This is a genomic window from Streptomyces sp. GMY02, from assembly GCF_019056675.1.
Taxonomy (GTDB): Bacteria; Actinomycetota; Actinomycetes; order Streptomycetales; family Streptomycetaceae; genus Streptomyces; species Streptomyces odonnellii.
On the sequence record NZ_CP077658.1, the window covers coordinates 5,777,587 to 5,801,477 of the forward strand.

Annotated in this window: 24 protein-coding genes and 1 pseudogene; 19 read left to right on the top strand and 6 right to left on the bottom strand. The window is 70.4% G+C overall.

The window, feature by feature from the left end; all coding sequences use genetic code 11:
- The first annotated feature begins 226 nt into the window (after positions 1-226).
- The 13 genes and pseudogenes from KQY30_RS24420 (at position 227) to era (ending at position 12,158) form a co-directional block, all read left to right on the top strand.
- The gene (locus tag KQY30_RS24420; protein ID WP_217308659.1) at positions 227-1,297 is read left to right on the top strand and encodes a nitronate monooxygenase; all 1,071 of its coding nucleotides are present in this window, start codon (positions 227-229) and stop codon (positions 1,295-1,297) included.
- Positions 1,294-2,031 carry a 16S rRNA (uracil(1498)-N(3))-methyltransferase gene (locus tag KQY30_RS24425; protein ID WP_217308660.1) on the top strand — a complete coding sequence of 246 codons (738 nt, stop codon included), beginning with the start codon at positions 1,294-1,296 and terminating at the stop codon, positions 2,029-2,031. Before KQY30_RS24420 ends, KQY30_RS24425 begins: the two co-directional genes overlap by 4 nt.
- Positions 2,032-2,161: 130 nt before the next feature.
- Positions 2,162-3,514, top strand: coding sequence for a 26S protease regulatory subunit (locus tag KQY30_RS24430; RefSeq protein WP_217308661.1), 1,353 nt, complete (start codon positions 2,162-2,164; stop codon positions 3,512-3,514).
- Positions 3,515-3,641: 127 nt separating this feature from the next.
- The gene (locus KQY30_RS24435) at positions 3,642-4,712 is read left to right on the top strand and encodes a tetratricopeptide repeat protein (protein WP_217308662.1); all 1,071 of its coding nucleotides are present in this window, start codon (positions 3,642-3,644) and stop codon (positions 4,710-4,712) included.
- 50 nt (positions 4,713-4,762) lie between these two features.
- Positions 4,763-5,122, top strand: coding sequence for a histidine triad nucleotide-binding protein (locus tag KQY30_RS24440; protein WP_217308663.1), 360 nt, complete (start codon positions 4,763-4,765; stop codon positions 5,120-5,122).
- A 5-nt stretch (positions 5,123-5,127) separates the two neighbouring features.
- On the top strand, positions 5,128-6,036 hold the full coding sequence (locus KQY30_RS24445) for a ribonuclease Z (RefSeq protein WP_217308664.1): 909 nt from the start codon (positions 5,128-5,130) through the stop codon (positions 6,034-6,036).
- 79 nt (positions 6,037-6,115) lie between these two features.
- Entirely contained in the window at positions 6,116-7,237 is a 1,122-nt protein-coding gene (locus tag KQY30_RS24450) for a carbohydrate kinase family protein (RefSeq protein ID WP_254407308.1), read from the top strand.
- Positions 7,238-7,389: 152 nt separating this feature from the next.
- A complete protein-coding gene (locus KQY30_RS24455) occupies positions 7,390-8,409 on the top strand; it encodes a PhoH family protein (protein WP_217308665.1) in 1,020 nt (339 codons plus the stop codon).
- A gap of 14 nt (positions 8,410-8,423) precedes the next feature.
- Positions 8,424-8,922: pseudogene (gene ybeY / locus KQY30_RS24460) on the top strand (rRNA maturation RNase YbeY).
- Complete coding sequence (locus KQY30_RS24465) at positions 8,919-10,208, top strand: hemolysin family protein (protein WP_217308666.1); 1,290 nt, start codon at positions 8,919-8,921, stop codon at positions 10,206-10,208. The pseudogene ybeY and the gene KQY30_RS24465 overlap by 4 nt, the downstream one beginning before the upstream one ends.
- Positions 10,209-10,276: 68 nt before the next feature.
- Positions 10,277-10,636: an MmcQ/YjbR family DNA-binding protein gene (locus KQY30_RS24470; protein ID WP_046506147.1), complete on the top strand. Its 360-nt coding sequence runs from the start codon at positions 10,277-10,279 to the stop codon at positions 10,634-10,636.
- Positions 10,637-10,735: 99 nt separating this feature from the next.
- Entirely contained in the window at positions 10,736-11,110 is a 375-nt protein-coding gene (locus KQY30_RS24475) for a cytidine deaminase (protein WP_217308667.1), read from the top strand.
- A gap of 97 nt (positions 11,111-11,207) precedes the next feature.
- A complete protein-coding gene (gene era / locus KQY30_RS24480; RefSeq protein ID WP_106409702.1) occupies positions 11,208-12,158 on the top strand; it encodes a GTPase Era in 951 nt (316 codons plus the stop codon).
- 69 nt (positions 12,159-12,227) lie between these two features.
- Here era and KQY30_RS24485 read toward each other — a convergent pair whose 3' ends face one another.
- Together KQY30_RS24485 and KQY30_RS24490 are read right to left on the bottom strand one after the other, a co-directional pair.
- On the bottom strand, positions 12,228-12,497 hold the full coding sequence (locus tag KQY30_RS24485; RefSeq protein WP_217308668.1) for a protealysin inhibitor emfourin: 270 nt from the start codon (positions 12,495-12,497) through the stop codon (positions 12,228-12,230).
- 58 nt (positions 12,498-12,555) lie between these two features.
- On the bottom strand, positions 12,556-13,641 hold the full coding sequence (locus tag KQY30_RS24490) for a M4 family metallopeptidase (RefSeq protein ID WP_254407309.1): 1,086 nt from the start codon (positions 13,639-13,641) through the stop codon (positions 12,556-12,558).
- Between the two features lie 331 nt (positions 13,642-13,972).
- On the opposite strand from KQY30_RS24490, the gene leuA reads away from it, so the two are divergent.
- The 4 genes from leuA (at position 13,973) to KQY30_RS24510 (ending at position 18,414) form a co-directional block, all read left to right on the top strand.
- Entirely contained in the window at positions 13,973-15,754 is a 1,782-nt protein-coding gene (gene leuA / locus KQY30_RS24495) for a 2-isopropylmalate synthase (protein ID WP_217308669.1), read from the top strand.
- A gap of 176 nt (positions 15,755-15,930) precedes the next feature.
- Positions 15,931-16,626 carry a TerB family tellurite resistance protein gene (locus KQY30_RS24500; RefSeq protein ID WP_217308670.1) on the top strand — a complete coding sequence of 232 codons (696 nt, stop codon included), beginning with the start codon at positions 15,931-15,933 and terminating at the stop codon, positions 16,624-16,626.
- Between the two features lie 58 nt (positions 16,627-16,684).
- On the top strand, positions 16,685-17,434 hold the full coding sequence (gene recO, locus KQY30_RS24505; RefSeq protein WP_217308671.1) for a DNA repair protein RecO: 750 nt from the start codon (positions 16,685-16,687) through the stop codon (positions 17,432-17,434).
- 89 nt (positions 17,435-17,523) lie between these two features.
- Positions 17,524-18,414, top strand: a complete 891-nt coding sequence (locus tag KQY30_RS24510) for an isoprenyl transferase (RefSeq protein WP_217308672.1) — start codon at positions 17,524-17,526, stop codon at positions 18,412-18,414.
- Positions 18,415-18,537: 123 nt separating this feature from the next.
- On the opposite strand, the gene KQY30_RS24515 is transcribed toward KQY30_RS24510, so the two are convergent.
- From KQY30_RS24515 to KQY30_RS24530, 4 genes are all read right to left on the bottom strand, one after another.
- A complete protein-coding gene (locus KQY30_RS24515) occupies positions 18,538-18,987 on the bottom strand; it encodes a Fur family transcriptional regulator (protein WP_046506141.1) in 450 nt (149 codons plus the stop codon).
- A gap of 84 nt (positions 18,988-19,071) precedes the next feature.
- Positions 19,072-20,013, bottom strand: a complete 942-nt coding sequence (locus KQY30_RS24520) for a metal ABC transporter permease (protein ID WP_217308673.1) — start codon at positions 20,011-20,013, stop codon at positions 19,072-19,074.
- Positions 20,014-20,015: 2 nt separating this feature from the next.
- Positions 20,016-20,978, bottom strand: a complete 963-nt coding sequence (locus KQY30_RS24525; RefSeq protein WP_254407310.1) for a metal ABC transporter ATP-binding protein — start codon at positions 20,976-20,978, stop codon at positions 20,016-20,018.
- Between the two features lie 32 nt (positions 20,979-21,010).
- On the bottom strand, positions 21,011-21,991 hold the full coding sequence (locus KQY30_RS24530) for a metal ABC transporter substrate-binding protein (protein WP_217308674.1): 981 nt from the start codon (positions 21,989-21,991) through the stop codon (positions 21,011-21,013).
- 140 nt (positions 21,992-22,131) lie between these two features.
- Between KQY30_RS24530 and KQY30_RS24535 the strand changes: the two genes are divergently transcribed.
- Entirely contained in the window at positions 22,132-23,514 is a 1,383-nt protein-coding gene (locus KQY30_RS24535; RefSeq protein WP_046505683.1) for a glycine--tRNA ligase, read from the top strand.
- A 91-nt stretch (positions 23,515-23,605) separates the two neighbouring features.
- Positions 23,606-23,812: a hypothetical protein gene (locus KQY30_RS24540; RefSeq protein WP_046505686.1), complete on the top strand. Its 207-nt coding sequence runs from the start codon at positions 23,606-23,608 to the stop codon at positions 23,810-23,812.
- Positions 23,813-23,891 lie beyond the last annotated feature (79 nt).

Sequence of the window (23,891 nt, forward strand, 5' to 3'; positions counted from 1 at the left end):
GGCCGGGGGTCCGGGGGTTGTCCCCCGGGAGTGCACAGCCAACGGGCGGTAGCGGGGCCGAGTGGTACGGGGGTCGTCCTCCGGGAGTGCACAGCCAACGGGCGCTGGGCGCGTGGTTTGTCGTCCTCAATCGCCGGACGGGCGGCTTTTTGCAGCCCGTCCGGCGATTGTAGACAACCCCCGGACCGATTCGGAGCTGTCCCGGAGGGCATGGCACCATGCCTCCATGTCCTCCGCGCTGACCGATCTCTGCCGGTATCCGATCGTGCAGGCACCCATGGCGGGTGGTGCCTCCTGCCCGCAGCTCGCCGCGGCCGTCTGCGAGGCCGGCGGCCTCGGATTCCTCGCCGCCGGCTACAAGACCGCGGACGGCATGTACGAAGAGGTCAAACAGTTGCGCGGGCTGACCGGCCAGCCCTTCGGGATCAACCTCTTCATGCCCCAGACGCAGTCCGCCGACCGCGCGGCCGTGGAGGTCTACCGCAACCAGCTCGCCGGTGAGGCCACCTGGTACGAGACACCGCTCGGCGACCCCGAGGCCGGCCGGGACGACGGCTACGAGGCCAAGTTGGCGATCCTGCTCGACGACCCCGTACCCGTGGTCTCCTTCACCTTCGGCTGCCCGAGCAGGTCGACCCTGGACGCCTTCGCCCGCGCCGGCACGTACACCGTGGTCACGGTGACGACCCCCGAAGAGGCCCAGGCCGCGCAGTGGTCGGGTGCCGACGCCGTCTGTGTCCAGGGCATCGAGGCCGGCGGCCACCAGGGCACACACCGCGACGACCCGGGCACCGACGGCGCCGGCATCGGGCTGCTGTCGCTCGTGACCCAGGTCAAGGAGGCCGTACAGCTTCCGATCGTGGCCGCGGGCGGGCTGATGCGCGGCGGTCAGATCGCGGCCGTGCTCGCGGCGGGCGCCGACGCGGCCCAGCTCGGTACGGCGTTCCTGGTGTGCCCGGAGTCCGGCGCGAATGTGGTGCACAAGCAGGCCATGACCAATCCGCTGTTCGTACGGACCGAGCTGACCCGGGCGTTCTCCGGCCGGCCCGCCCGTGGCCTGGTCAACCGCTTCATGCGGGAGCACGGCCGGTACGCCCCGGCCGCCTACCCCGAGGTCCACCACCTCACCTCCGGGCTGCGCAAGGCCGCGGCCCGGGTGGGCGACCCGCAGGGGATGGCGCTCTGGGCGGGGCAGGGCCACCGTATGGCCCGCGAACTGCCGGCGGGACAGCTTGTCGAGGTCCTGGAGACCGAACTCGAAGCGACGCGCGCGTCCTTGGCGGGCAGTGCCTCGTGACCGCCCCGGTTTTTCTCGTCGAGGGCGGCGCGCCGCGCGTCGGTACGGTCGTCCTCGACGGCCCCGAGGGGCGCCACGCCGTATCCGTACGGAGGCTGCGTGTCGGCGAGGAGATCGTCCTGACGGACGGCGCGGGCACCGGCGGGTACGGGACGGTCGCCGCCGTCGAGGGCAAGGACCGGCTGGAGGTCGCGGTCACGGAGGTACGGACCGAGCCCGAGCCCTCGCCCTCGATCACCGTCGTCCAGGCGCTGCCCAAGGGCGACCGCGGCGAACTGGCCGTCGAGACGATGACCGAGACGGGCGCCGACACGATCGTGCCCTGGCAGGCGGCGCGCTGTGTCACCCAGTGGAAGGGCGAGCGGGGCGCCAAGTCGCTCGCGAAGTGGCGGGCCACGGCACGCGAGGCGGGCAAGCAGTCGCGCAGGCTGCGGTTCCCGGAGGTCATGGACGCCATGACCGGCAAGCAGGTGGCGGCACTGCTCGCGGACGCGGACTTCGCCGCCGTTCTGCACGAGGAGGGCAGTGAGCCGCTGGCCGCCGCGCCGCTGCCCGCCGCGGGCCGGATCGTCCTGGTGGTGGGGCCCGAAGGGGGCGTGTCCCCCGAGGAGTTGGCGGCTTTCGCGGAGGCGGGGGCGAAGCCGTACCGGCTGGGCCGTACGGTCCTGCGCACCTCGACGGCCGGAACGGCCGCCACGGCCCTGCTGCTCGGCCGCACGGGCCGCTGGTCCTGAGCGGCCTGGCCGCTGAGACCCCTGGCCCCCCTGGCCTCCGAGCCTTCCGCGCTTTTCTGTGGCCGGACGCGCGGCCCGTACTCGCCACCCACTGGACAGCGGCCCACCGCCGCTTCATAGGGTGGTGGACATGTCCGACGAGTCCCCGCTGATCCGGAGCCTGCGCGCCGCCGTGGCCGCGGCCCCCGACGACGTACCGCTGCGGATCCATCTCGCCGAGCTGCTGCTCGGCGCGGGACACGCGGAGGAGGCGGTGACCGAGGCGGCCGTCGCGCTCCAGCACGCTCCGGGGGACGCCGAAGCGCGGGCGCTGATGCTGCGCGCCATGGGAGTGCCGGCTCCGCCGGCACCGCCACCCTCAACCCCCTCAATGCCGCCGCCCTCCGTGGAGTCGCCCCCATTTCCTTCGCCTCCTGAAGAAGGCGGCGCTTCCCGTCAACCTCCGTCCGGCGCGGGCGAATTCGACTGGACCGCGGCCGAGCGGGAGATCAGCGACGCGATCCCGCCCCGCTTCGTCGCTCCGGAGGAGTCCGCGCGGTCCCGGACCCCCGAACCGCCCCTCGCCTCCGACGGCGGCGGCGAGGACTCCACCACCGCCTCCGCCTGGGACATCGACGCTCCGGGTGCCGTGACCCTCGCCGATGTCGGCGGGATGCGGGAGGTCAAGGACCGCCTCGAAGCCGCCTTCCTCGCCCCCATGCGCAACCCCGAACTGCGCAGGCTGTTCGGCAAGAGCCTGCGCGGCGGGCTGCTTCTCTACGGGCCTCCCGGCTGCGGCAAGACCTTTGTGGCCCGGGCCGTCGCGGGCGAACTGGGCGCGAGTTTCCTGTCCGTGTCGGTCAATGACGTCCTGGACATGTGGATCGGCAACTCCGAGCGCAATATGCACGAGGTGTTCGAGACCGCCCGCCGTCAGGCGCCCTGTGTGGTGTTCCTGGACGAGCTGGACGCACTGGGCGCCAAGAGGAGCCGTACGCACCACAATGGGATGCGCAATACCGTCAACCAGTTGTTGACCGAACTGGATGGCGTGGACGCGGTCAATGAAGGCGTGTTCGTGCTGGCCGCCACCAATGTCCCCTGGGATGTGGACCTCGCCCTGCGCAGGCCCGGCAGGCTCGACCGCACCCTGCTCGTGCTGCCGCCCGACGCGCCCGCGCGCGAGGCGATCCTCAAGTACCACCTGCGCGACCGGCCCATCGAATCCGTCGATCTCGGCCGGCTCGTCAAGGTCACCGAGGACTTCTCCGGCGCCGATCTCGCCCATCTCTGCGAATCCGCCTCGGAGAGCGCCCTGCTGGACTCGGCCCGTACCGGCACGGTCCGCATGATCAATATGACGGACCTGCTGGCGGCGGCCAAGGAGATACGGCCGTCCACGGAGCCCTGGTTCGCGGCGGCCCGCAATGTCGCCATGTTCGCCAACGACGGCGGGATGTACGACGATCTGCTGGCCTATCTGAAGAAGAAGCGGAAGCTGTGACCACCGGCCGCCGCCTCGCTCGTCCCGGCCGCCCCGGCGCCGCCCGTGCACTGACCGCCCGTGCACTGACCGCCCGTGCACTGACCGCCCGTGCGCTCGCCGCCCGTTCGCTCACCGGCCGTTTCCGGTGAGCGAGGCGCTGACACGGGCCGGCGCGCTCCATGAGATCGGCCGGTACGAACAGGCCTCCGTCTCCGTCTCCGCCCATCTCGCCGGCCACCCGGACGACGCGCGCGCCTGGGTCCTGCTCGCCCGCTGCGCCCTCGCGCTCGACGACCGGCCCACCGCGCTGCACGCGGTCGACGAGGCGCTGCGCGCCGACCCCCGCCAGCTCTCCGGCTGGATCGTGCGCGCCGAACTGCTCGCCGGGGCGCGCCGGTACGCCGAGGCCGAGGCGGCGGCCCGCGAGTCGATCAGGCTCGCCCCGCACTTCTGGGGCGCGTACCAGGCCCTCGCCTGGGTCCTGGACCGCTCCGGCGACCGCTCCCGCCGCCCGGAGGCGTACGCCGTCGCCCGGCGCGCCGCGGAACTGGCGCCGGAGCACGACTCGGCGCACTTCCTCGTCGGGGTCACCGCCCACCGGCTGCGGGACTTCCGTACCGCCGAACTCGCCTACCGCACCGCGCTCCGGCTCAACCCGCAGAGCGGCGAGGCGCACAACAACCTGGCGATGCTCCGGATGCGGCGCCGGTGGTGGCGGCGCGGTGCGTGGACCGCGGCGGCGGAGGGCTTCGCGACGGCCGCCGCCCTCGACGGCGAGGACCGTGACGCCCGGTTCAATCTGGAGTCCATGGCCTGGGGCGTGGCGGCGGGCGCCCGCTGGGTCGCGCTGGCCGGGTTCGTCGTCGCGGTCCTCGGTACGGTACGGGTCCCCGGCGACGACAGCGCGACGGCGGCCCAGGTGACGGCCGCGCTGATGCTGCTGGCGCTCTGGGGCGGCTGGGCGGTGTGGGTACGCCGCAGGACGCCCGCGCGGCTGCGCCGGCCGATGCTGCTGCTGGCCCGCCGCTGCCGGCCGGTGGTCGCGATGGGCGCCGCCGTGGGACTGCTGGGGCTCCATTCGCTGATCGTGGTCGCCGTGCCCGGCGCGGGATCGAGCGCCATGGGCGGGCTGGGCGTGTCCCTGTTCTGGCTCATGCTTCTCACGTACTGGTTCAGCAGGGCCGCTCTCAACAGGCGGCGCCCCGCGGACGGATAGCATGCGTCCGTAGCGAACCGATCACCGGCGGCGTCGAGGAGGCCCGGACCATGACCGGAGAACCACAGGCCGACTGCCTGTTCTGCAAGATCGTCTCGGGGGAGGTGCCGGCCACCGTCGTCCGGGAGACGCCGACCACCGTCGCCTTCCGTGACATCAACCCGCAGGCCCCGACCCATGTGCTGGTCATCCCCCGGGTGCACTACCCGGACGCGGGCACCCTCGCCGCCGCCGAGCCCGCCGTCGCCGCCGATGTGCTGCGCGAGGCCGCCGCGGTCGCCGTCGACGACAAGACCGACGGCAGCGGCTACCGGATCGTCTTCAACACCGGAGCGGGCGCCGGACAGACCGTCTTCCACGCACACGCCCATGTGCTGGGCGGGCGCGGCTTCAACTGGCCTCCCGGGTAGGCGTCTTGTCCGTACGTGAGCTCGTGGTGCTCGGCACGGCCAGCCAGGTGCCCACCCGCCACCGCAACCACAACGGCTATCTGCTGCGCTGGGACGGCGAAGGCCTGCTCTTCGACCCGGGCGAGGGCACCCAGCGCCAGATGCTGCGCGCCGGGGTGGCCGCGCACGACATCAACCGCATCTGTGTCACGCACTTCCACGGCGACCACTCGCTCGGCCTGGCCGGGGTCATCCAGCGCATCAATCTCGATCAGGTGCCGCACCGGGTCACCGCGCACTACCCGGCGAGCGGGCAGCACTTCTTCGAGCGGCTGCGGTACGCGACGGCGTACCGCGAGTCCGTCCCGCTGGCCGAGGCGCCGGTCACGGATGACGGTGTGCTCGCGCGGACCCCCGCGTACACCCTGGAGGCCCACCGGCTCTCGCACCCCGTCGAGTCGTACGGTTACCGGCTGATCGAGCCCGACGGACGGCGGATGATCCCGGCGCTGCTGGCGGAGCACGGGATCGGAGGCCCCGATGTGGGCCGTCTCCGGCGCGAGGGCACGCTGAACGGGGTCACGCTCGACGAGGTCAGCGAACTCCGCAGGGGCCAGCGCTTCGCGTTCGTCATGGACACCCGGCTCTGTGCCGGGGTACGCACCCTGGCCGAGGGCTGCGATCTTCTGGTCATCGAGTCGACATTCCTGGACGAGGACGAACGGCTGGCGACCGAATACGGTCATCTCACGGCAGGCCAGGCAGGACGAGTGGCGCGCGAGGCCGGCGTACGGCATCTCGTACTGACGCACTTCTCGCAGCGCTACCCCGATCCCGACGAGTTCGAACGGCAGGCGCGGGCGGCCGGGTTCGTCGGGGAAGTGACCGTCGCGGCCGATCTTGTACGCGTACCGCTGCCCAAACGTTCCTGCTGAGACCGGTTCGCCCGAGCGTCAGCCGAGGTTCCCAGGATCGGGCAGACTGTCCGGATCCGCACGCGACCGGGAGCCCGCCGTGATCACACCCAATGGAGAAATCGAACACACCGTCCACGTCGATGCCCATGTCGATCCGCTGGGCGCCGTACGCGCCCCGGACGACCCGGACTGCGACGTCTACCTCACGGGTACGGTCTTCCTCGACATCATCTTCACCGGCCTGGACAGCGCACCCGTACGCGGTACGGAGTCCTGGGCGCGCGGCATGGGGTCGAGCCCCGGCGGCATCGCCAACATGGCCACCGCGCTGGCCCGGCTCGGACTGCACACCTCCCTCGCCGCGGCCTTCGGCGACGACCACTACGGCGAGTACTGCTGGGACGCGCTGGAGCAGGGCGAGGGCATCGACCTGTCCCGCTCCCGCACCGTCCCCGGCTGGCACTCGCCCGTCACCGTCTCCATGGCGTACGAGGGCGAGCGGACCATGGTGTCGCACGGCCACGAGGCCCCGCCGCCCGAGGGCGCCCTGCCCGAGTGCCCGCCCCGCGCCCGCGCCGCCGTCGCCGCGCTCACCCCCGGCCGCCGGGACGAGTGGATCGCCCGTGCCACCCGCCACGGGGCCCGGATCTTCGCCGATGTCGGCTGGGACGACTCGGGCCGCTGGGATCTCGCGGGGCTGGCCGACCTGGAGCACTGCGAGGCATTCCTGCCCAACGCCGAGGAGGCGATGCGCTACACCCGTACCGACTGCCCCAGGGCCGCCGCCCGGGTGCTCGCCGACCGGGTCCCGGTCGCCGTTGTCACGCTGGGCTCGGAGGGCGCGTACGCGGTGGACGGCGCGAGCGGCGAGACCGCCGAGGTGCCCGCCATCGCGGTGGAGGCACTGGACCCGACGGGCGCGGGCGATGTCTTCGTGGCCGGCTATGTCACCGGCACGCTCGCCGGCTGGCCGCTCGCGGACCGGCTGGCCTTCGCCGGGCTGACCGCCGCGCTGTCGGTCCAGGAGTTCGGCGGCTCGCTCTCCGCGCCCGGCTGGTCGGAGATCGCGGCCTGGTGGCAGTACGTACAGGCCTGCTCGGACCAGGACCCGGCGGCGCTGCGGCGCTATGCCTTCCTGGAGGAGCTGCTGCCCGCGCCCAGCAGGCCGTGGCCCCTGCGCAGGGCCGTGCCGACGATCGGCTTCGGGCGCTCGGGCTGAGAGCAGCGGCCGGGCCGCCGCAAGGTTCCCGGTACGGCGCAGGTAAAAGCCCTAGGGCGTTGTCAGTGCGGAGCCGTAGGCTGGTAGCTCAGAGGTTGTCGAGCGGCGAGAACCCTGCAACGGGAGGTATGCGCAGGCCACAGAGCCGGCCCATGACTCAGACACCTACAGCCCGGACCCCCGCAGAGGGGCAGGCACGTGCCCACTTCACCGTCCCCGCCAGCCATCCGATGGTGACGGTCCTGGGCTCAGGGGATTCCCTGCTGCGTGTGATCGAGAACGCGTTCCCGGCGGCCGACATTCACGTACGGGGCAACAAGATCAGTGCGAGCGGCAGCGCGGCGGACGTCGCGCTCGTCCAGCGCCTGCTCGACGAGATGATGCTGGTGCTCCGCACCGGTCAGCCGATGACGGAGGACGCAGTGGAACGTTCCATCGCCATGCTCAGGGCGAGCGAGAACGGCGGCGCGGACGGTCCCGAGACCCCCGCCGAAGTGCTCACGCAGAACATCCTGTCCAGCCGGGGCCGGACGATCCGCCCCAAGACCCTCAACCAGAAGCGGTACGTCGACGCGATCGACCGGCACACGATCGTCTTCGGCATCGGCCCCGCGGGCACGGGCAAGACGTATCTCGCCATGGCCAAGGCGGTCCAGGCGCTCCAGGCCAAGCAGGTCACCCGGATCATTCTGACCAGGCCCGCCGTCGAGGCCGGTGAGCGGCTCGGCTTCCTGCCGGGCACGCTCTACGAGAAGATCGACCCGTATCTGCGCCCGCTCTACGACGCGCTGCACGACATGCTCGACCCCGACTCCATCCCGCGGCTCATGGCGGCGGGCACGATCGAGGTCGCGCCGCTGGCGTACATGCGCGGCCGGACGCTCAACGACGCGTTCATCATTCTCGACGAGGCCCAGAACACCAGCCCCGAGCAGATGAAGATGTTCCTCACCCGGCTCGGGTTCGAATCGAAGATAGTCATCACCGGAGACATCACCCAGGTCGACCTGCCCGGCGGCACGAAGAGCGGTCTGCGCCAGGTCCAGGACATCCTGGAAGGCGTCGACGACGTCCACTTCTCCCGTCTCACCTCGCAGGATGTCGTACGGCACAAGCTCGTCGGCCGTATCGTCGACGCGTACGAGCAGTACGACAGCCGCAACGGGAAGTAGAACAAGAGCGCACCATGTCGATCGACGTCAACAACGAGTCAGGCACCGAGGTCGACGAGCAGGCGATCCTCGACGTCGCCCGCTACGCGCTCACCCGGATGCGGATCCACCCGCTCTCCGAGCTGTCGGTGATCGTGGTGGACGAGGCGGCCATCGAGCAGCTCCATATGCAGTGGATGGATCTGCCGGGCCCCACGGATGTCATGTCCTTTCCGATGGATGAGCTGCGTCCGCCGGTGAAGGACGACGAGGAGCGCCCCGCAGGGGCTCCTCGGTGACATCGTCCTCTGCCCCGAAGTGGCCAGGAAACAGGGCGAGGAAGCCCCGACGCGGCACACCATGGACGAGGAGCTCCAGCTCCTCACCGTCCATGGAGTGCTGCATCTGCTGGGGTACGACCATGAAGTGCCGGACGAGAAGGCCGAGATGTTCGGACTCCAGGCGGCGATCATCGACGGCTGGCGTTCCGAACAGGGGCTCACGGGACCGTCCCCCGCGCCCACGGTCTCGTGACCGCGCAACTGATCGTCGGAGCGGTCGCCCTGGTCGTCGTGGCCTGGCTGGCGGCCTCGGCGGAGGCCGGCATCGCCCGGGTCTCCAGCTTCCGGGCGGCCGAGGCCGTACGGTCCGGGCGGCGCGGGGCGGCCAGGCTGGAGCAGGTCGCCGCCGATCCGACGCGCTATCTGAATGTGGCCCTGCTGGTCCGGGTCGCCTGCGAGATGGCCGCCGGGGTGCTGGTCACCTATGTCTGCATCAAGGAGTTCGCGGAGACCTGGACCGCGCTGGTGGTCGCGATCGGGGTGATGGTCCTGGTCTCGTATGTCGCGGTGGGTGTCTCGCCGCGCACCATCGGACGGCAGCATCCGCTCAACACCGCCACGGCCTCGGCGTATGTCCTGCTGCCGCTCGCCAGGATCATGGGGCCGATCCCGCAGTTGCTGATCCTCCTCGGCAATGCCCTCACCCCCGGCAAGGGCTTCCGCAAGGGGCCGTTCGCGAGCGAGGCCGAGCTGCGGGCCATGGTCGACCTCGCCGAGCAGGAGTCCCTGATCGAGGACGAGGAGCGCCGAATGGTGCACTCCGTTTTCGAACTGGGCGACACGCTCGTACGGGAGGTGATGGTGCCGCGTACGGACCTGGTCTCCATCGAGCGCTACAAGACGATCCGGCAGGCGCTGACCCTGGCGCTGCGGTCCGGCTTCTCGCGGATCCCGGTGACCGGTGAGAACGAGGACGACATCGTCGGCATCGTCTATCTGAAGGACCTGGTCAGAAAGACCCATATCAACCGGGACTCCGAGAACGACCTGGTGTCCACGGCGATACGCCCCGCCGCCTTCGTCCCCGACACCAAGAACGCGGGCGATCTGCTGCGGGAGATGCAGCAGGAGCGCAGCCATGTCGCGGTCGTCATCGACGAGTACGGCGGCACGGCCGGGATCGTCACCATCGAGGACATCCTGGAGGAGATCGTCGGCGAGATCACCGACGAGTACGACCGTGAGCTGCCGCCGGTCGAGGAGATCGGCGACGGCTCGTACCGGGTCACCGCCCGGCTCGACATCGGCGACCTCGGGGAGCTGTTCGGACTCGACGAGTACGACGACGAGGACGTGGAGACGGTCGGCGGGCTGCTCGCGAAGGCGCTGGGCAGGGTGCCGATCGCCGGGGCCAGCGCCAGGGTCGAGCTGCCCGACGGGCGCGGGCTGCTGCTGACGGCGGAGTCCCCGGCGGGCCGCCGCAACAAGATCGTCACGGTCCTGGTCGAGCCGGTGCGCGAGGAGGCCCAGGCTTCGTGACCTCCGAGGACGTGATGGCGCCCGGCGATGTGGGGGTACCTGAGGACGTGGGGGCACCCGAGGACGCCATGACCGCGGAGGAGCTGGCGGCCTGGTGTCTGGGGCTGAACGGGACGTCCAGCGATGTGCCGTTCCCGCGCAGCCCCGGGCTCACCGTCTTCCGGGTCGGCGGCCGGATCTTCGCGTTCTGCTCGCTGGAGGAACGGCCGCTGAAGATCGCCCTCAAGTGCGATCCGGAGGAGGCGGTCCGGCTCCGCGAGGCCCATCCGGCGATCGTGCCCGGCTGGCATCTCAACAAGCGGCACTGGAACACCGTGACGGTCGGCGGGCTGCCCGCGCGGATGGTACGGGAGCTGGTCGAGGACTCGTACGACCTGGTGGTGGCCGGTCTGCCGAAGGCGGAGCGGCTGCGGCTCGACCGGCCCTGAGGCGTACGCTCACGGGCCGCCGGGCTCGGGTGCACGGCAGGGCGTGGACGGTCTCAGGGCGGTCGCGGGGCCGCCGGGCGCGCTGCCTATGCTCGGCACATGACTGAGAGCACCGATCCCGGCACCGGCCTCGGCCCCGAGGACCGCAAGATCATCACCCTGGCCCGCAGCGCCCGCGCCCGCAACGGCGTACCGGAGGGCGCGGCGGTACGGGACGAGACCGGGCGTACCTATGTCGCCGGGACCGTCGAGCTGGCCTCCCTCAGACTCAGCGCGCTGCGGACCGCGGTCGCGATGGCCGTCGCCAGCGGCGCCACTTCGCTGGAGGCGGCGGCGGTCGTCACCGAGGCGGAGACGGCGACCGACGAGGACCGCGCGGCCGTGCGCGACCTGGGCGGACCGGCCACCCCGCTGCTGGTGGCGGCCCCCGACGGCACGCTCCGTACGACCGTCGAAGCGGGCGGGACCGTCTGACCCGGCGGTGCGGCCCCGGGCACCGGGGACAGGCCGTACGCGACAGCCCGAGGCGATCTGGTCGGCGGCGGGTGAACGATCGGGGAGAATGGGCGCCATGAGCGCTCGTACCCCCTCTCCCGAGACGGCCGAAGCCCCCCACCGGGCCGGCTTCGCCTGCTTCGTCGGCCGCCCCAACGCCGGCAAGTCCACCCTCACGAACGCTCTGGTCGGCCAGAAGGTGGCCATCACCTCGAACCGGCCGCAGACCACCCGGCACACGGTCCGCGGCATTGTGCACCGGCCCGAGGCGCAGCTCATCCTCGTCGACACCCCGGGCCTCCACAAACCGCGCACCCTGCTGGGCGAGCGGCTCAACGACGTCGTACGGACGACCTGGGCGGAGGTCGATGTGATCGGCTTCTGTCTGCCCGCGGACCAGAAGCTCGGTCCCGGTGACCGGTTCATCGCCAAGGAACTGGCGGCGATCAAGAAGACGCCCAAGGTCGCCGTGGTCACCAAGACGGACCTGGTCGACTCCAAGACGCTCGCCGAGCAGCTTCTCGCGATCGACCAGCTCGGCAAGGAACTCGATCTGGAGTGGGCGGAGATCGTCCCGGTCTCGGCCGTCGGCGACCGCCAGGTCGGCCTGCTGGCGGATCTGCTGGTCCCCCTGCTCCCTGAGAGCCCCCCGCTCTACCCGGAGGGCGATCTCACCGACGAGCCCGAGCAAGTCATGGTGGCGGAACTGATCCGCGAGGCGGCGCTCGAAGGCGTACGGGACGAACTGCCGCACTCCATCGCGGTGGTGGTCGAGGAGATGCTCCCCCGCGAGGACCGCCCGGCGGACAAGCCGCTCCTCGACATCCATGCGAACGTCTATATCGAGCGCCCCAGCCAGAAGGGCATCATCATCGGCCCGAAGGGCAAGCGCCTCAAGGAAGTCGGCACCAAGTCCCGCAAACACATCGAAGCCTTGCTGGGCACCCCGGTCTTCCTGGACCTCCATGTGAAGGTCGCCAAAGACTGGCAGCGCGACCCCAAGCAGCTCCGCAAACTGGGCTTCTGAGCGATACGGCTGCGCGCGCCCAGGCCTCTTCAGGCCCCTCAGGTCTCTTCAGGTTCCTTGAGGGCTCTTTCAGGCTCCTTCCTTGAGGACTCGGGAGATCAGGGTGCGCTGGGAGGCGGAGAGGTGGGGGTCGGCGCAGTGGATGGTCCGGGTGCCGACGGTGATCCAGTAGTGGAAGCCGTCCGGGACTCCGAGGTCGGCGGGGTCCGCCGCGGCGTCCGACAGGGCCTGTTCCGCCAGGGACTGCCAGGCGGGCGCGTCCGGGAGGTGTGAGGTGTCCACCTCGGCCCGGCGCTCGATGCCCGCGAAACCGCCTGTACGACGCACTTCGATATGCATGTGTCCTGTCTAGCGGCTGGCGGGGGCGGGCGGTAGGCGCCGCTCCCGGAGCAGGTCGTCATGATGTGGGGACGCCGACCTGGGACCAGGCCTTGACCACGGCCTCCAGCTCCGCCCCGTCCCCGAAACGGGCCCGCGCCGCCGACACGGTCAGCCGGGCGAAGTCCGCGAAGTCCGCGTCCCCCGCCAGCTCCCCGCCGGTCAGCACGTCGAACCAGATGCGGCCCGCGCGCTCCCACGCCTTGCCGCCCAGCCGGTCGGCGAGCAGATAGAACGCGTGGTTGGGGATACCGGAGTTGATGTGCACCCCGCCGTTGTCCTGGTTCGTCCGTACGTAGTCGTCCATCGTGGCCGGCTGCGGATCCTTGCCGAGGACATCGTCGTCGTACGCCGTGCCCGGCGCCTTCATGGAGCGCAGCGCGACCCCGGTGACCCGTGGAGCGAGCAGGCCCTGGCCGATCAGCCAGTCCGCCTGGTCGGCGGTCTGGTCCAGGGTGTACTGCTTGACCAGCGATCCGATGACGTCCGACATGGACTCGTTCAGGGCGCCCGGCTGCCCGTAGTAGGTCAGATTGGCGGTGTACTGCGTGACGCCGTGGGCCAGCTCATGGCCGATCACATCGACCGGGATCGTGAAGTCGAGGAAGATCTCTCCGTCCCCGTCGCCGAACACCATCTGCTCGCCGTCCCAGAACGCGTTCGCGTACTCCCGGTCGTAGTGGACGCTCGCGACCAGCGGCAGCCCCGCGCCGTCCAGCGAATCCCGCTCGTACGCCTTGAGCAGCAGCTCGAAGGTGGCGCCGAGCCCGGCGTACGCGCGGTTGACCGTGGCGTCCCTGCCCGGCGCGTCGCCCTCCCCGCGGACCTTCCGGCCCGGCAGGGCGGTGCCGTTGCCGCAGTCGTGGATGGTGCGGTCCGGCTTGCCCGTCGCCTCCGCGCCGCTCGGCGGCCCCGCGGCGCGGAACGCGGTGAGCCGGCGCCGGGTGCGCTGGGAGGAGTCGGCCTCCAGCGTGCGCCGGGCGGGCCCGGAGATGACGGGGTCGTCGGCCTGTGCGAGCTTGTCGAGGACGTGCGGCGGCACGATGGTGCAGAAGACGGGAGCGGGGCCACCCGCGATGGCGTCGGCGTGCGTGAAGGCGTTCATACAGGCAATGTGGCACTCCGTCATCGTCATGTCACCCATTGCGACCAATGTTGCTGAAATGGAGTGATCTCTCGGCATTCCGGGAACTCGACCGCATTCCGGAATCCCGGCCGCGCCGGTCCCGTACGCGCGGGTTCCGCATGCTGATACGGCCCGGCGTGCCCGGCCCGCCTCGGATATGCTCGCCTGCATCATGCGTTTCGGGCTGCTTCTCCTTAGCTGCCGCGGCGAGGGCCTGTAGTCGTAGGCCGACCCCCTCCCCGCGGAGTCTGGCGTTGCGGTGATCGCGCCCCGTCGGCCGTCCCAGTGGACACACGAGGAGCCCTACGCCATGTCCGATCCTTCTGTCGGCCGCCCGACGCCCGTCACCAACGCGACCCACACTCAGCGTCCGTCCGGGATGCCGATCCACAAGTACGGCCCGTACGAAGCCGTCGACATCCCCGACCGCACCTGGCCGGACAACCGGATCACCGTCGCCCCCCGCTGGCTCTCGACCGATCTGCGTGACGGGAACCAGGCGCTGATCGATCCCATGTCGCCAGCCCGTAAGCGTGAGATGTTCGATCTGCTGGTGCGGATGGGCTACAAGGAGATCGAGGTCGGCTTCCCGTCCTCCGGCGAGACCGATTTCGCGTTCGTACGGTCGATCATCGAAGAGGACGCGATCCCCGAGGACGTGACGATCTCCGTCCTGACGCAGGCGCGCGAGGAGCTGATCGAGCGGACGGTCGAGTCGCTGCGCGGTGCCCGCCGCGCGACCGTCCACCTCTACAACGCCACCGCCCCCACCTTCCGCCGCGTGGTTTTCCGCGGCACGAAGGAGCAGGTCAGGCAGATCGCCGTGGACGGCACCCGGCTGGTGATGGAGTACGCGGACAAGATCCTGGGTGCCGAGACCGTCTTCGGCTACCAGTACAGCCCGGAGATCTTCACCGACACCGAGCTGGACTTCGCCCTGGAGGTCTGCGAGGGCGTCATGGACGTCTGGCAGCCCGAGGCCGGCCGCGAGATCATCCTCAACCTGCCCGCCACCGTGGAGCGTTCGACCCCGTCCACACACGCCGACCGCTTCGAGTGGATGTCGCGGAACCTGTCCCGCCGCGAGTTCGTCTGTCTGTCCGTGCACCCGCACAACGACCGCGGCACGGCCGTCGCCGCCGCCGAGCTGGCGCTGATGGCGGGTGCGGACCGGATCGAGGGCTGCCTGTTCGGACAGGGCGAGCGCACCGGCAATGTCGACCTGGTGACGCTCGGCATGAACCTCTTCTCGCAGGGCGTCGACCCGCAGATCGACTTCTCGCAGATCGACGAGATCCGCAGGACCAGCGAGTACTGCAACCAGATGGAGATCCATCCGCGCCACCCCTACGCGGGCGATCTGGTCTACACCGCCTTCTCCGGCTCCCACCAGGACGCCATCAAGAAGGGCTTCGACGCGCGGGAGGCCGACGCCGCCGCACGGGGCGTCCCGGCCGGGGAGACCGTGTGGGCCGTGCCGTATCTGCCGATCGACCCCAAGGACGTGGGCCGCTCCTACGAGGCGGTCATCCGCGTCAACTCGCAGTCCGGCAAGGGCGGTATCGCGTACGTCCTGAAGAACGACCACAAGCTGGACCTGCCGCGCCGGATGCAGATCGAGTTCTCCCGCATCATTCAGGCCAAGACCGACGCCGAGGGCGGCGAGGTCACCCCCGGCCAGATCTGGTCGGTCTTCCAGGACGAGTACCTGCCCAACCCGGACAACGCCTGGGGCCGGATCCAGCTCCGCTCGGGACAGAGCACGACCGGCACGGACGGCCGGGACACCCTGACCGTACAGGCCGTCGTGGACGGTACGGAGACAGAGCTCACCGGCACCGGCAACGGTCCCATCTCCGCGTTCTTCGAGGCCCTGGCCTTCGTCGGGGTCGACGCCCGGCTGCTCGACTACCAGGAACACACGATGAGCCAGGGCGCGAGCGCACAGGCCGCCTCGTACATCGAGTGCGCCATCGACGGACAAGTCCTCTGGGGCATCGGGATCGACGCGAACACCACACGCGCTTCACTCAAGGCGGTCATCTCCGCGGTCAACCGCGCGACCCGCCGGTCCGGCTCCGCCGACGGCTGATTCCCGCTGATCCAGGCGTTCACCTGGGCGTTTACCGACCCCGTCCACCCGTAGCGGTGGGCGGGGTTCGGCCATGTCGTGGCGATCTCCTGCCGCGGTGCTGACGGGGCCCGGGTGGTGTGGCTAACATCACGTCAACGCGGCAATGTTGCCGGAGCGTTACGGAGGTGCGCGACGTGCTGCCAGCTCAGGGATCAAGCGGCCGAAAAGTGCGCATCTGCGGCATTCGTACGTCCTGGAACACCGTCGGGGACGGGGAGTTCTTCTGCCCCGACTGCGGCGGCGACCGCAACTACCGCCGCCGGACCGGTCGTCGCCGGTTCACCGTGCTCGGTGTTCCGCTGCTGGCGCGCGGACTGGCCGGGCCGGTGGTCGAATGTGCCGCCTGCCACTCCCACTTCGGTACGGACGTCCTCGACCACCCCACCACCCTCCGCTTCTCGGCGATGCTGCGCGACGCCGTGCACACCGTGGCGCTGGCCGTCCTCGCGGCCGGCGGGGTGTCCTCCCGTACGGTCAGGGAGACCGCGGTGCACGCCGTCCGCGCGGCCGGATTCGAGGACTGCACCGAGGACCGGCTGACCGATCTGGTGGAGGCGCTCGCCGCCGACACCGGGCGGTTCATCACGGACCCGGGACCGTGCGGCGCGGCGCTCGCCATCGAGCTGCACGAGGCGCTGGAGCCGCTGGCGCCCCACCTCGCCCCGGCGGGCCGCGAGTCGATCGTGCTCCAGGGCGCCAGGATCGCGGTGGCGGACGGACCGTACAGCGCGGCGGAGCGCGAGGTGCTCAGCATTGTCGGCGGCGCGCTGCTGCTGTGCTCGGACGACACGGAGAGACTGCTGCTGGCGGCCTCGGGCACGCCTTCCTGAGCCCTTCCCGGGGGGGCCGACGGCTCGGGGGCCCGCGCGCGTGCGGGAGAATGGGCCCATGAGTCTGTTCCGGGACGACGGCGTCGTGCTGCGTACCCAGAAGCTCGGTGAGGCCGACCGCATCATCACGCTTCTGACCCGCGGCCACGGGCGGGTCCGCGCCGTCGCCCGCGGAGTGCGCCGTACGAAATCCAAGTTCGGTGCCCGGCTGGAACCTTTCTCCCATGTCGACGTGCAGTTCTTCGCGCGCGGCAGCGATCTTGTCGGCCGTGGTCTGCCGCTGTGCACGCAGAGTGAGACCATCGCTCCGTACGGTGGCGGCATCGTCACCGACTACGCCCGCTACACCGCGGGGACGGCCATGCTGGAGACCGCCGAGCGCTTCACCGACCACGAGGGCGAGCCGGCCGTCCAGCAGTACCTGCTGCTCGTCGGCGGGCTGCGCACCCTCGCCCGCGGCGAGCACGCGCCCCATCTCGTCCTGGACGCCTTCCTGCTGCGCTCGCTCGCGGTCAACGGCTACGCGCCGAGCTTTGACGACTGCGCGAAATGCGGCCTCCAGGGCCCCAACCGCTTCTTCTCCGTGGCGGCGGGCGGGGTCGTCTGCGCCGACTGCCGGGTGCCCGGCAGCGTCGTACCCTCGGGTGAGGCCGTCGGACTGCTGAGCGCGCTGCTGACCGGCGACTGGGAGAAGGCCGACGCGTGCGAGGCGCGGTACGTCAGGGAGGGCAGCGGGCTGGTGTCCGCCTATCTGCACTGGCACCTGGAGCGTGGTCTGCGCTCGCTCAGATACGTGGAGAAGAACTGACACGCGGCGTACGCAGCCGGCGCCGGTACATACGCACAGACACAGCCGCACGGCTGCACAGCGACAGCGAGACTTGGGAGAGAGAGCGCATGGCACGACGCGGAATCCTGGGACGTTCCCGCCGCGAGTACAAGACGCCCGAACCGCACCCCTCCGGCGCCCGGCCGCCGAAGATCCCGGCCGAACTGGTGCCGCGGCATGTGGCGTGCGTCATGGACGGGAACGGCCGCTGGGCCAAGGAACGCGGTCTGCCGCGCACCGAGGGCCACAAGGTCGGCGAGGGTGTCGTCCTCGATGTGCTCAAGGGCTGTCTGGAGATGGGCGTCAAGAACCTCTCCCTGTACGCCTTCTCCACCGAGAACTGGAAGCGCACGCCCGACGAGGTGCGTTTCCTGATGAACTTCAACCGCGATGTCATCCGGCGGCGCCGGGACGAGATGGACGAACTGGGCATCCGTATCCGCTGGGTCGGCCGGATGCCCAAGATGTGGAAGTCGGTCGTCCAGGAACTCCAGGTCGCGCAGGAGCAGACCAAGGACAACGACGCCATGACGCTCTACTTCTGCGTCAATTACGGCGGTCGCGCGGAGATCGCGGACGCGGCGCAGGCGCTCGCGGCGGATGTGGCGGCCGGGAAGCTCGACCCGTCGAAGGTCAATGAGAAGACCTTCGCGAAGTACCTCTACTACCCCGACATGCCGGACGTGGATCTCTTCCTGCGGCCCAGCGGGGAGCAGCGCACCTCCAACTATCTGATCTGGCAGAGCAGTTACGCGGAGATGGTCTTCCAGGACGTGCTGTGGCCGGACTTCGACCGCAGGGATCTGTGGCGGGCCTGCCTCGAATACGCCTCCAGGGACCGGCGCTTCGGCGGGGCACTGCCCAACCCGGAACAGGCGGAGGCGGATGCGAAGGCGGAAGCCGATGCGCGGGCCGCAGCGGATGCCCAGGCGGCAGAGGCCGCGGTTCCGCGGGGCTGAGGGGTCCGCAGGGCTGAGAGGTTCCGCAGGGCTGAGACGGCTTCCCGGGCGCCGGACGGCCCCGAAAACCAGGTGCCGGACGGGCGCGCTGCGCACCCGTCCGGCACCCGGGAGTGACCGGACTCAGTTCTTGGCGGCCCGGCCGGTGCACTCCGCGCACTCCGCGCAGGTACCGAAGATCTCCACCGTGTGCGCCACGCTCACATAGCCGTGCTGCGCGGCGATCGTCTCGGCCCACTGCTCCACCGCGGGCCCCTCGACCTCGACGGCCTTTCCGCAGACCCGGCAGACGAGATGGTGGTGGTGGTCGCCGGTCGAGCAGCGGCGGTAGACGGACTCGCCGTCGTTGGTCCGCAGCACATCGACCTCGCCCGCGTCGGCGAGGGACTGGAGCGTGCGGTAGACCGTGGTCAGGCCCACCGAGTCACCGCGGTGCTTGAGCATGTCGTGGAGCTCCTGCGCGCTGCGGAACTCGTCCACCTCGTCGAGCGCCGCCGCCACCGCGGCACGCTGGCGGGTCGATCGGCCGCGCACGGGGGCCGCACTTGATCCACCGCTGGGCGCAGTCGTCACAGGTGCCTCCTTGCCTCTGCCCGTATCCACCGGGCGTTGCCCGCTTCCCTCGGGCCATTCTGCCAGTTCGTCACCGGCTCGCGGTCAGACCGTGAGGTCGTCCGTGGGTCGATGGGCGGCGGGTACGCCCGGGGCGCCCGTCACACCGGGTACGGGCGCGGTCACCGGCACCGCCGCGGTCTCCTCGGCCGCCTCCTCGGTCCGCAGCGCCCCGGCCCGCCGTCTGGCCAGGGGAGTGGCCAGGACCGTCAGGACCACGAAGACCGCGATCGCCATCAGCACGATTGTCGCTCCGGGCGGTACGTCCTGGTAGTACGAGGTGACCGTACCGGCGAGCGTCACCGCCGTACCGATCACCACCGCCAGCACGAACGTGACCACGAACGACCGGGTGATCTGCTGGGCCGCCGCCACCGGCACCACCATCAGCGCGCTGACCAGCAGCAGCCCCACCACCCGCATGGCGACGGTGACGGTCACCGCGGCCGTGACGGCGATCAGCAGATTCAGCGCGCGGACCGGCAGCCCGGTGACCCGGGCGAACTCCTCGTCCTGGCTGACCGCGAAGAGCTGCCGCCGCAGCCCCACCGTGACCAGCACGACGAACGCGGCGAGCAGCGAGATCGCGGTCACGTCGGACGGCGAGACCGTGGAGAGCGAGCCGAAGAGATACGAACTGAGGTTGGCGTTCGAGCCGTTGGGCGCGAGATTGATCAGCAGGACACCGCCCGCCATCCCGCCGTAGAAGAGCATGGCCAGCGCGATGTCGCCGCGCGTCCGTCCGTACGCCCTGATCAGCTCCATGGTGATGGCCCCGGCGACCGAGACCAGCGTCGCCATCCACACCGGGCTGGCGGAGAGCAGAAAGCCCAGGCCGACCCCGGTCATGGCGACATGGCCGATGCCGTCGCCCATCAGCGCCTGGCGCCGCTGGACGAGATAGATGCCGACGGCGGGCGCGGTGATCCCGACCAGTACCGCCGCGATCAGCGCGCGCTGCATGAACGCGGTCTCAAGGAAGTCCATGGTCAGGTCAGCAGTCCTGTACGGAGCGGCTCGCCGGCCGCGTGGGGGTGGACATGGTCGTGGCCGGGCAGGGCGTGCTGGCCGAGAGCGGGGGGCGGCGGCCCGTCATGGGTGACGCAGCCGTCGCGGAGCACCACCGCGCGGTCGATCAGCGGCTCCAGCGGGCCCAGCTCATGGAGGACGAGGAGGACGGTCGTACCGGCGGCGACCTGTTCGCGCAGGGCCGTGGCGAGGATGTCCTGGCTGGCGAGGTCGACGCCCGCCATCGGCTCGTCCATCAGCAGCAGCTCGGGTTCGGCGGCGAGCGCCCTGGCTATCAGCACGCGCTGGTGCTGGCCGCCGGAGAGCGCGCTCACGGAGTCCTTGGCACGGTCGGCGAGGCCCACCAGCTCGATGGCCCGCTGGACGGCCGCCTTGTCGGCCTTGGAGGGGCGGCCGAGCCGTGTGTGCGAGAGCCGGCCGGAGGAGACGACCTCGCGGACGGTCGCGGGCACGCCACCGGCGGCGGTGGTGCGCTGCGGTACGTAGCCGACCCGCGCCCAGTCGCGGAAGCGGCGCAGCGGGGTCTCGAAGAGCGAGATCTCACCGCCGATGAGCGGGACCTGGCCGATCATGGCGCGGACGGCGGTGGACTTGCCGGAGCCGTTGGCGCCCAGCAGGGCGACGACCTCACCGCGGCGCACGGTGAGGTCGATGCCGCGCAGCACGGTGCGCGAGCCGAGGACGGCGGTGGCACCGCGGACGGAGACGACCGGCGCGAGGCGCTGAGCAACGACAGGTTCTCCGTCCGCGGCGGCTGTGGTCCCGGCCGGCTCCGAGGTGTGCCGGGGGCCGGGAGCGGAGGGCCGGTCCCCGGCGCCGGCGGGCGCCGGGGGGCGGGGCCGGGGGTCGGCGGGGCCGGACGGCGGCGCGGTCTCGGGCGCTCTCGCCTCGGGGGCCTGTTCGTCGCTCTCCATGGTCGCCATGTGCGGCGCCTCCGTTGCTGCCGTCGGCCGGTTCACTTCGCGCCGAGTGCCTTCCGCAGCGCGGCGAGGTTGGACTGCATGACCTCGATGTAGTCATCGCCCTTGGACTTGTCCGTAATTCCCTCCAGCGGGTCCAGGACATCGGTCTTCAGTCCTGAGTCCGCGGCGATGGTCTTGGCGGTCTTGTCGCTGGCGAGTGTCTCGAAGAATACGGTGCTGACCTTGTCCTGCTCGGCGATGGTCTCCAGTTCCCTGATCCGGGCGGGGCTGGGCTCGGCCTCGGGGTCGATACCGGCGATCGCCTCCTGCTCCAGGCCGTAGCGCTCGGCGAGATAGCCGAAGGCGGCGTGGGTGGTGATGAAGGTCTTGGTCGCGGTGTCCGTGAGGCCCTGCTTGAACGCGGTGTCCAGTTCGCCGAGCCGGCCGACCAGCGTGTCCGTGTTCTTCCGGTACTCGGCGGCGTTGTCCGGGTCGGCCTTCTCCAGGGCCGCGCCGACGCCCTTGGCGACCTCGGCGTATCTCACCGGGTCGAGCCAGATGTGCGGGTCTCTGCCGTCCGTGGCGGCCTCCTCCTCGCCCGCGTGTTCCTCACCGGCGTGCTCGTCGCCGCCGTGCGCGTGCCCGACTTCGGTGCCGTGCTTCTCCAGAGTGGTGAGGGTGGCCGCGTCGACGACGGTCCGCACGCCGGACTGGGTGATGGCCTCGTCCACGGCGGGCTGGATACCCTTGAGATACAGAATGACGTCCGCTTCGCCCAGCTCGGCGGTCTGCCGGGGCTTGAGTTCAAGATCGTGCGGCTCCACACCCGGCTTGGTGAGGGTGGTGACGGAGACGTGATCGCCGCCGATCCGCTGGGCCAGGAACTGCATGGGATAGAACGACGCGGTGACCGCGAGCTTGTCACCGCTCGTCCTGTCGGCGGCGTCAGAAGAGGAGCAGGCGGACAGTGCCACCAGACCGAGCGAGACCGCTCCGGCGAGGGTGGCGGTGGGTATCAGGCGTCGTACGTTCATGACAGTCATTTTCAACAAAGCTGGAAACGATTGTCAACAAGGGATGGGTATGTCTCTTGTCCCGCACCGATTTGATCGAAGGGGTGCGACCGCCGCTAATCTGAAGCATTCGCGTTCGTCGTCGTTATGAAGAGAGCACCGTGGCCGCCGACAAGATCGACACCATCGTCAACCTGAGCAAGCGCCGTGGCTTCGTCTACCCGTCCAGTGAGATCTACGGTGGACAGCGCGCCGCCTGGGACTACGGGCCGCTCGGAGTCGAGCTGAAGGAGAACATCAAGCGTCAGTGGTGGCGCTACATGGTCACCTCGCGCGAGGACGTCGTCGGTATCGACTCGTCGGTGATCCTGGCCACCGAGGTCTGGGAGGCGTCGGGGCATGTCGCGACCTTCACCGACCCGCTGACCGAGTGCACCTCCTGCCACAAGCGGTTCCGCGCGGACCATCTGGAAGAGGCGTACGAGGAGAAGCACGGCAAGGCTCCCGCGAATGGCCTCGCCGACCTCAACTGCCCCAACTGCGGCAACAAGGGCACCTTCACCGAGCCCAAGCAGTTCTCCGGTCTGCTCTCCACCCACCTCGGCCCCACCCAGGACACCGGCTCGGTCGCCTATCTCCGGCCCGAGACCGCACAGGGCATCTTCACCAACTTCGCGCAGGTGCAGCAGACTTCGCGCAAGAAGCCGCCGTTCGGCATCGCGCAGACGGGCAAGTCCTTCCGGAACGAGATCACTCCGGGCAACTTCATCTTCCGCACCCGTGAGTTCGAGCAGATGGAGATGGAGTTCTTCGTCAAGCCGGGCGAGGACGAGCAGTGGCAGGAATACTGGATGGAGCAGCGCTGGAACTGGTACCGCGACCTGGGTCTCCGCGAGGAGAACATGCGCTGGTACGAGCACCCCAAGGAGAAGCTCTCCCACTACTCCAAGCGCACCGCCGACATCGAGTACCGCTTCCAGTTCGGCGGCAGCGAGTGGGGCGAGCTGGAGGGTGTGGCCAACCGCACCGACTACGACCTCACCGCTCACTCCAAGGCGTCCGGCCATGACCTGTCGTACTTCGACCAGGAGGCCGGCGAGCGCTGGACTCCGTATGTGATCGAGCCGGCCGCCGGTGTCGGCCGCGCGATGCTCGCCTTCCTCCTCGACGCGTACAACGAGGACGAGGCGCCCAACGCCAAGGGCGTGCTGGAGAAGCGCACCGTGATGCGGCTCGACCCGCGTCTCGCGCCGGTCAAGGTGGCCGTGCTGCCCCTCTCCCGCAACCCGCAGCTCTCGCCCAAGGCCAAGGGCCTCGCCGAGGACCTGCGGCGCAACTGGAACATCGAGTTCGACGACGCGGGCGCCATCGGCCGCCGCTACCGGCGCCAGGACGAGATCGGCACCCCGTTCTGTGTGACCGTCGACTTCGACACTCTTGACGACAACGCGGTGACCGTGCGTGAGCGCGACACGATGAAGCAGGAGCGTGTCTCGCTGGACCAGATCCAGAGCTACCTGGGCGGCCGGCTCCTCGGCTGCTGACGGGTCACGGTCGTGGCTCGAAGCCCCCGGTTCCGCGACGGAACCGGGGGCTTCGTTGCACACTGGGCGCACGCGTCAACAGGAGGCACGGATGCCGTCCCCGACCACCAGCAAGGTCAGCAGATGGGATCAGCATGGGCGTGAGCATGTCGTACGCGTCCAGAAGGCGGGCGTGCAGCGGTCGTTGGTCTGCGACACCTGCGGCTGGCAGAAGAACGCCCAGTTCCTGCCCTGGCTGAAGGCACAGGAACATCTCACCGAGGCCCACCAGGCCACGGTGGACCCGGCCGGCGGCTAGGCCCTGTCCGGCGGGCCATAAGAGCGGGGCCGCGGGCCCTGGGACCGGCTCGGTGCCGGTGCTCAGGGCCCGCGCCGCC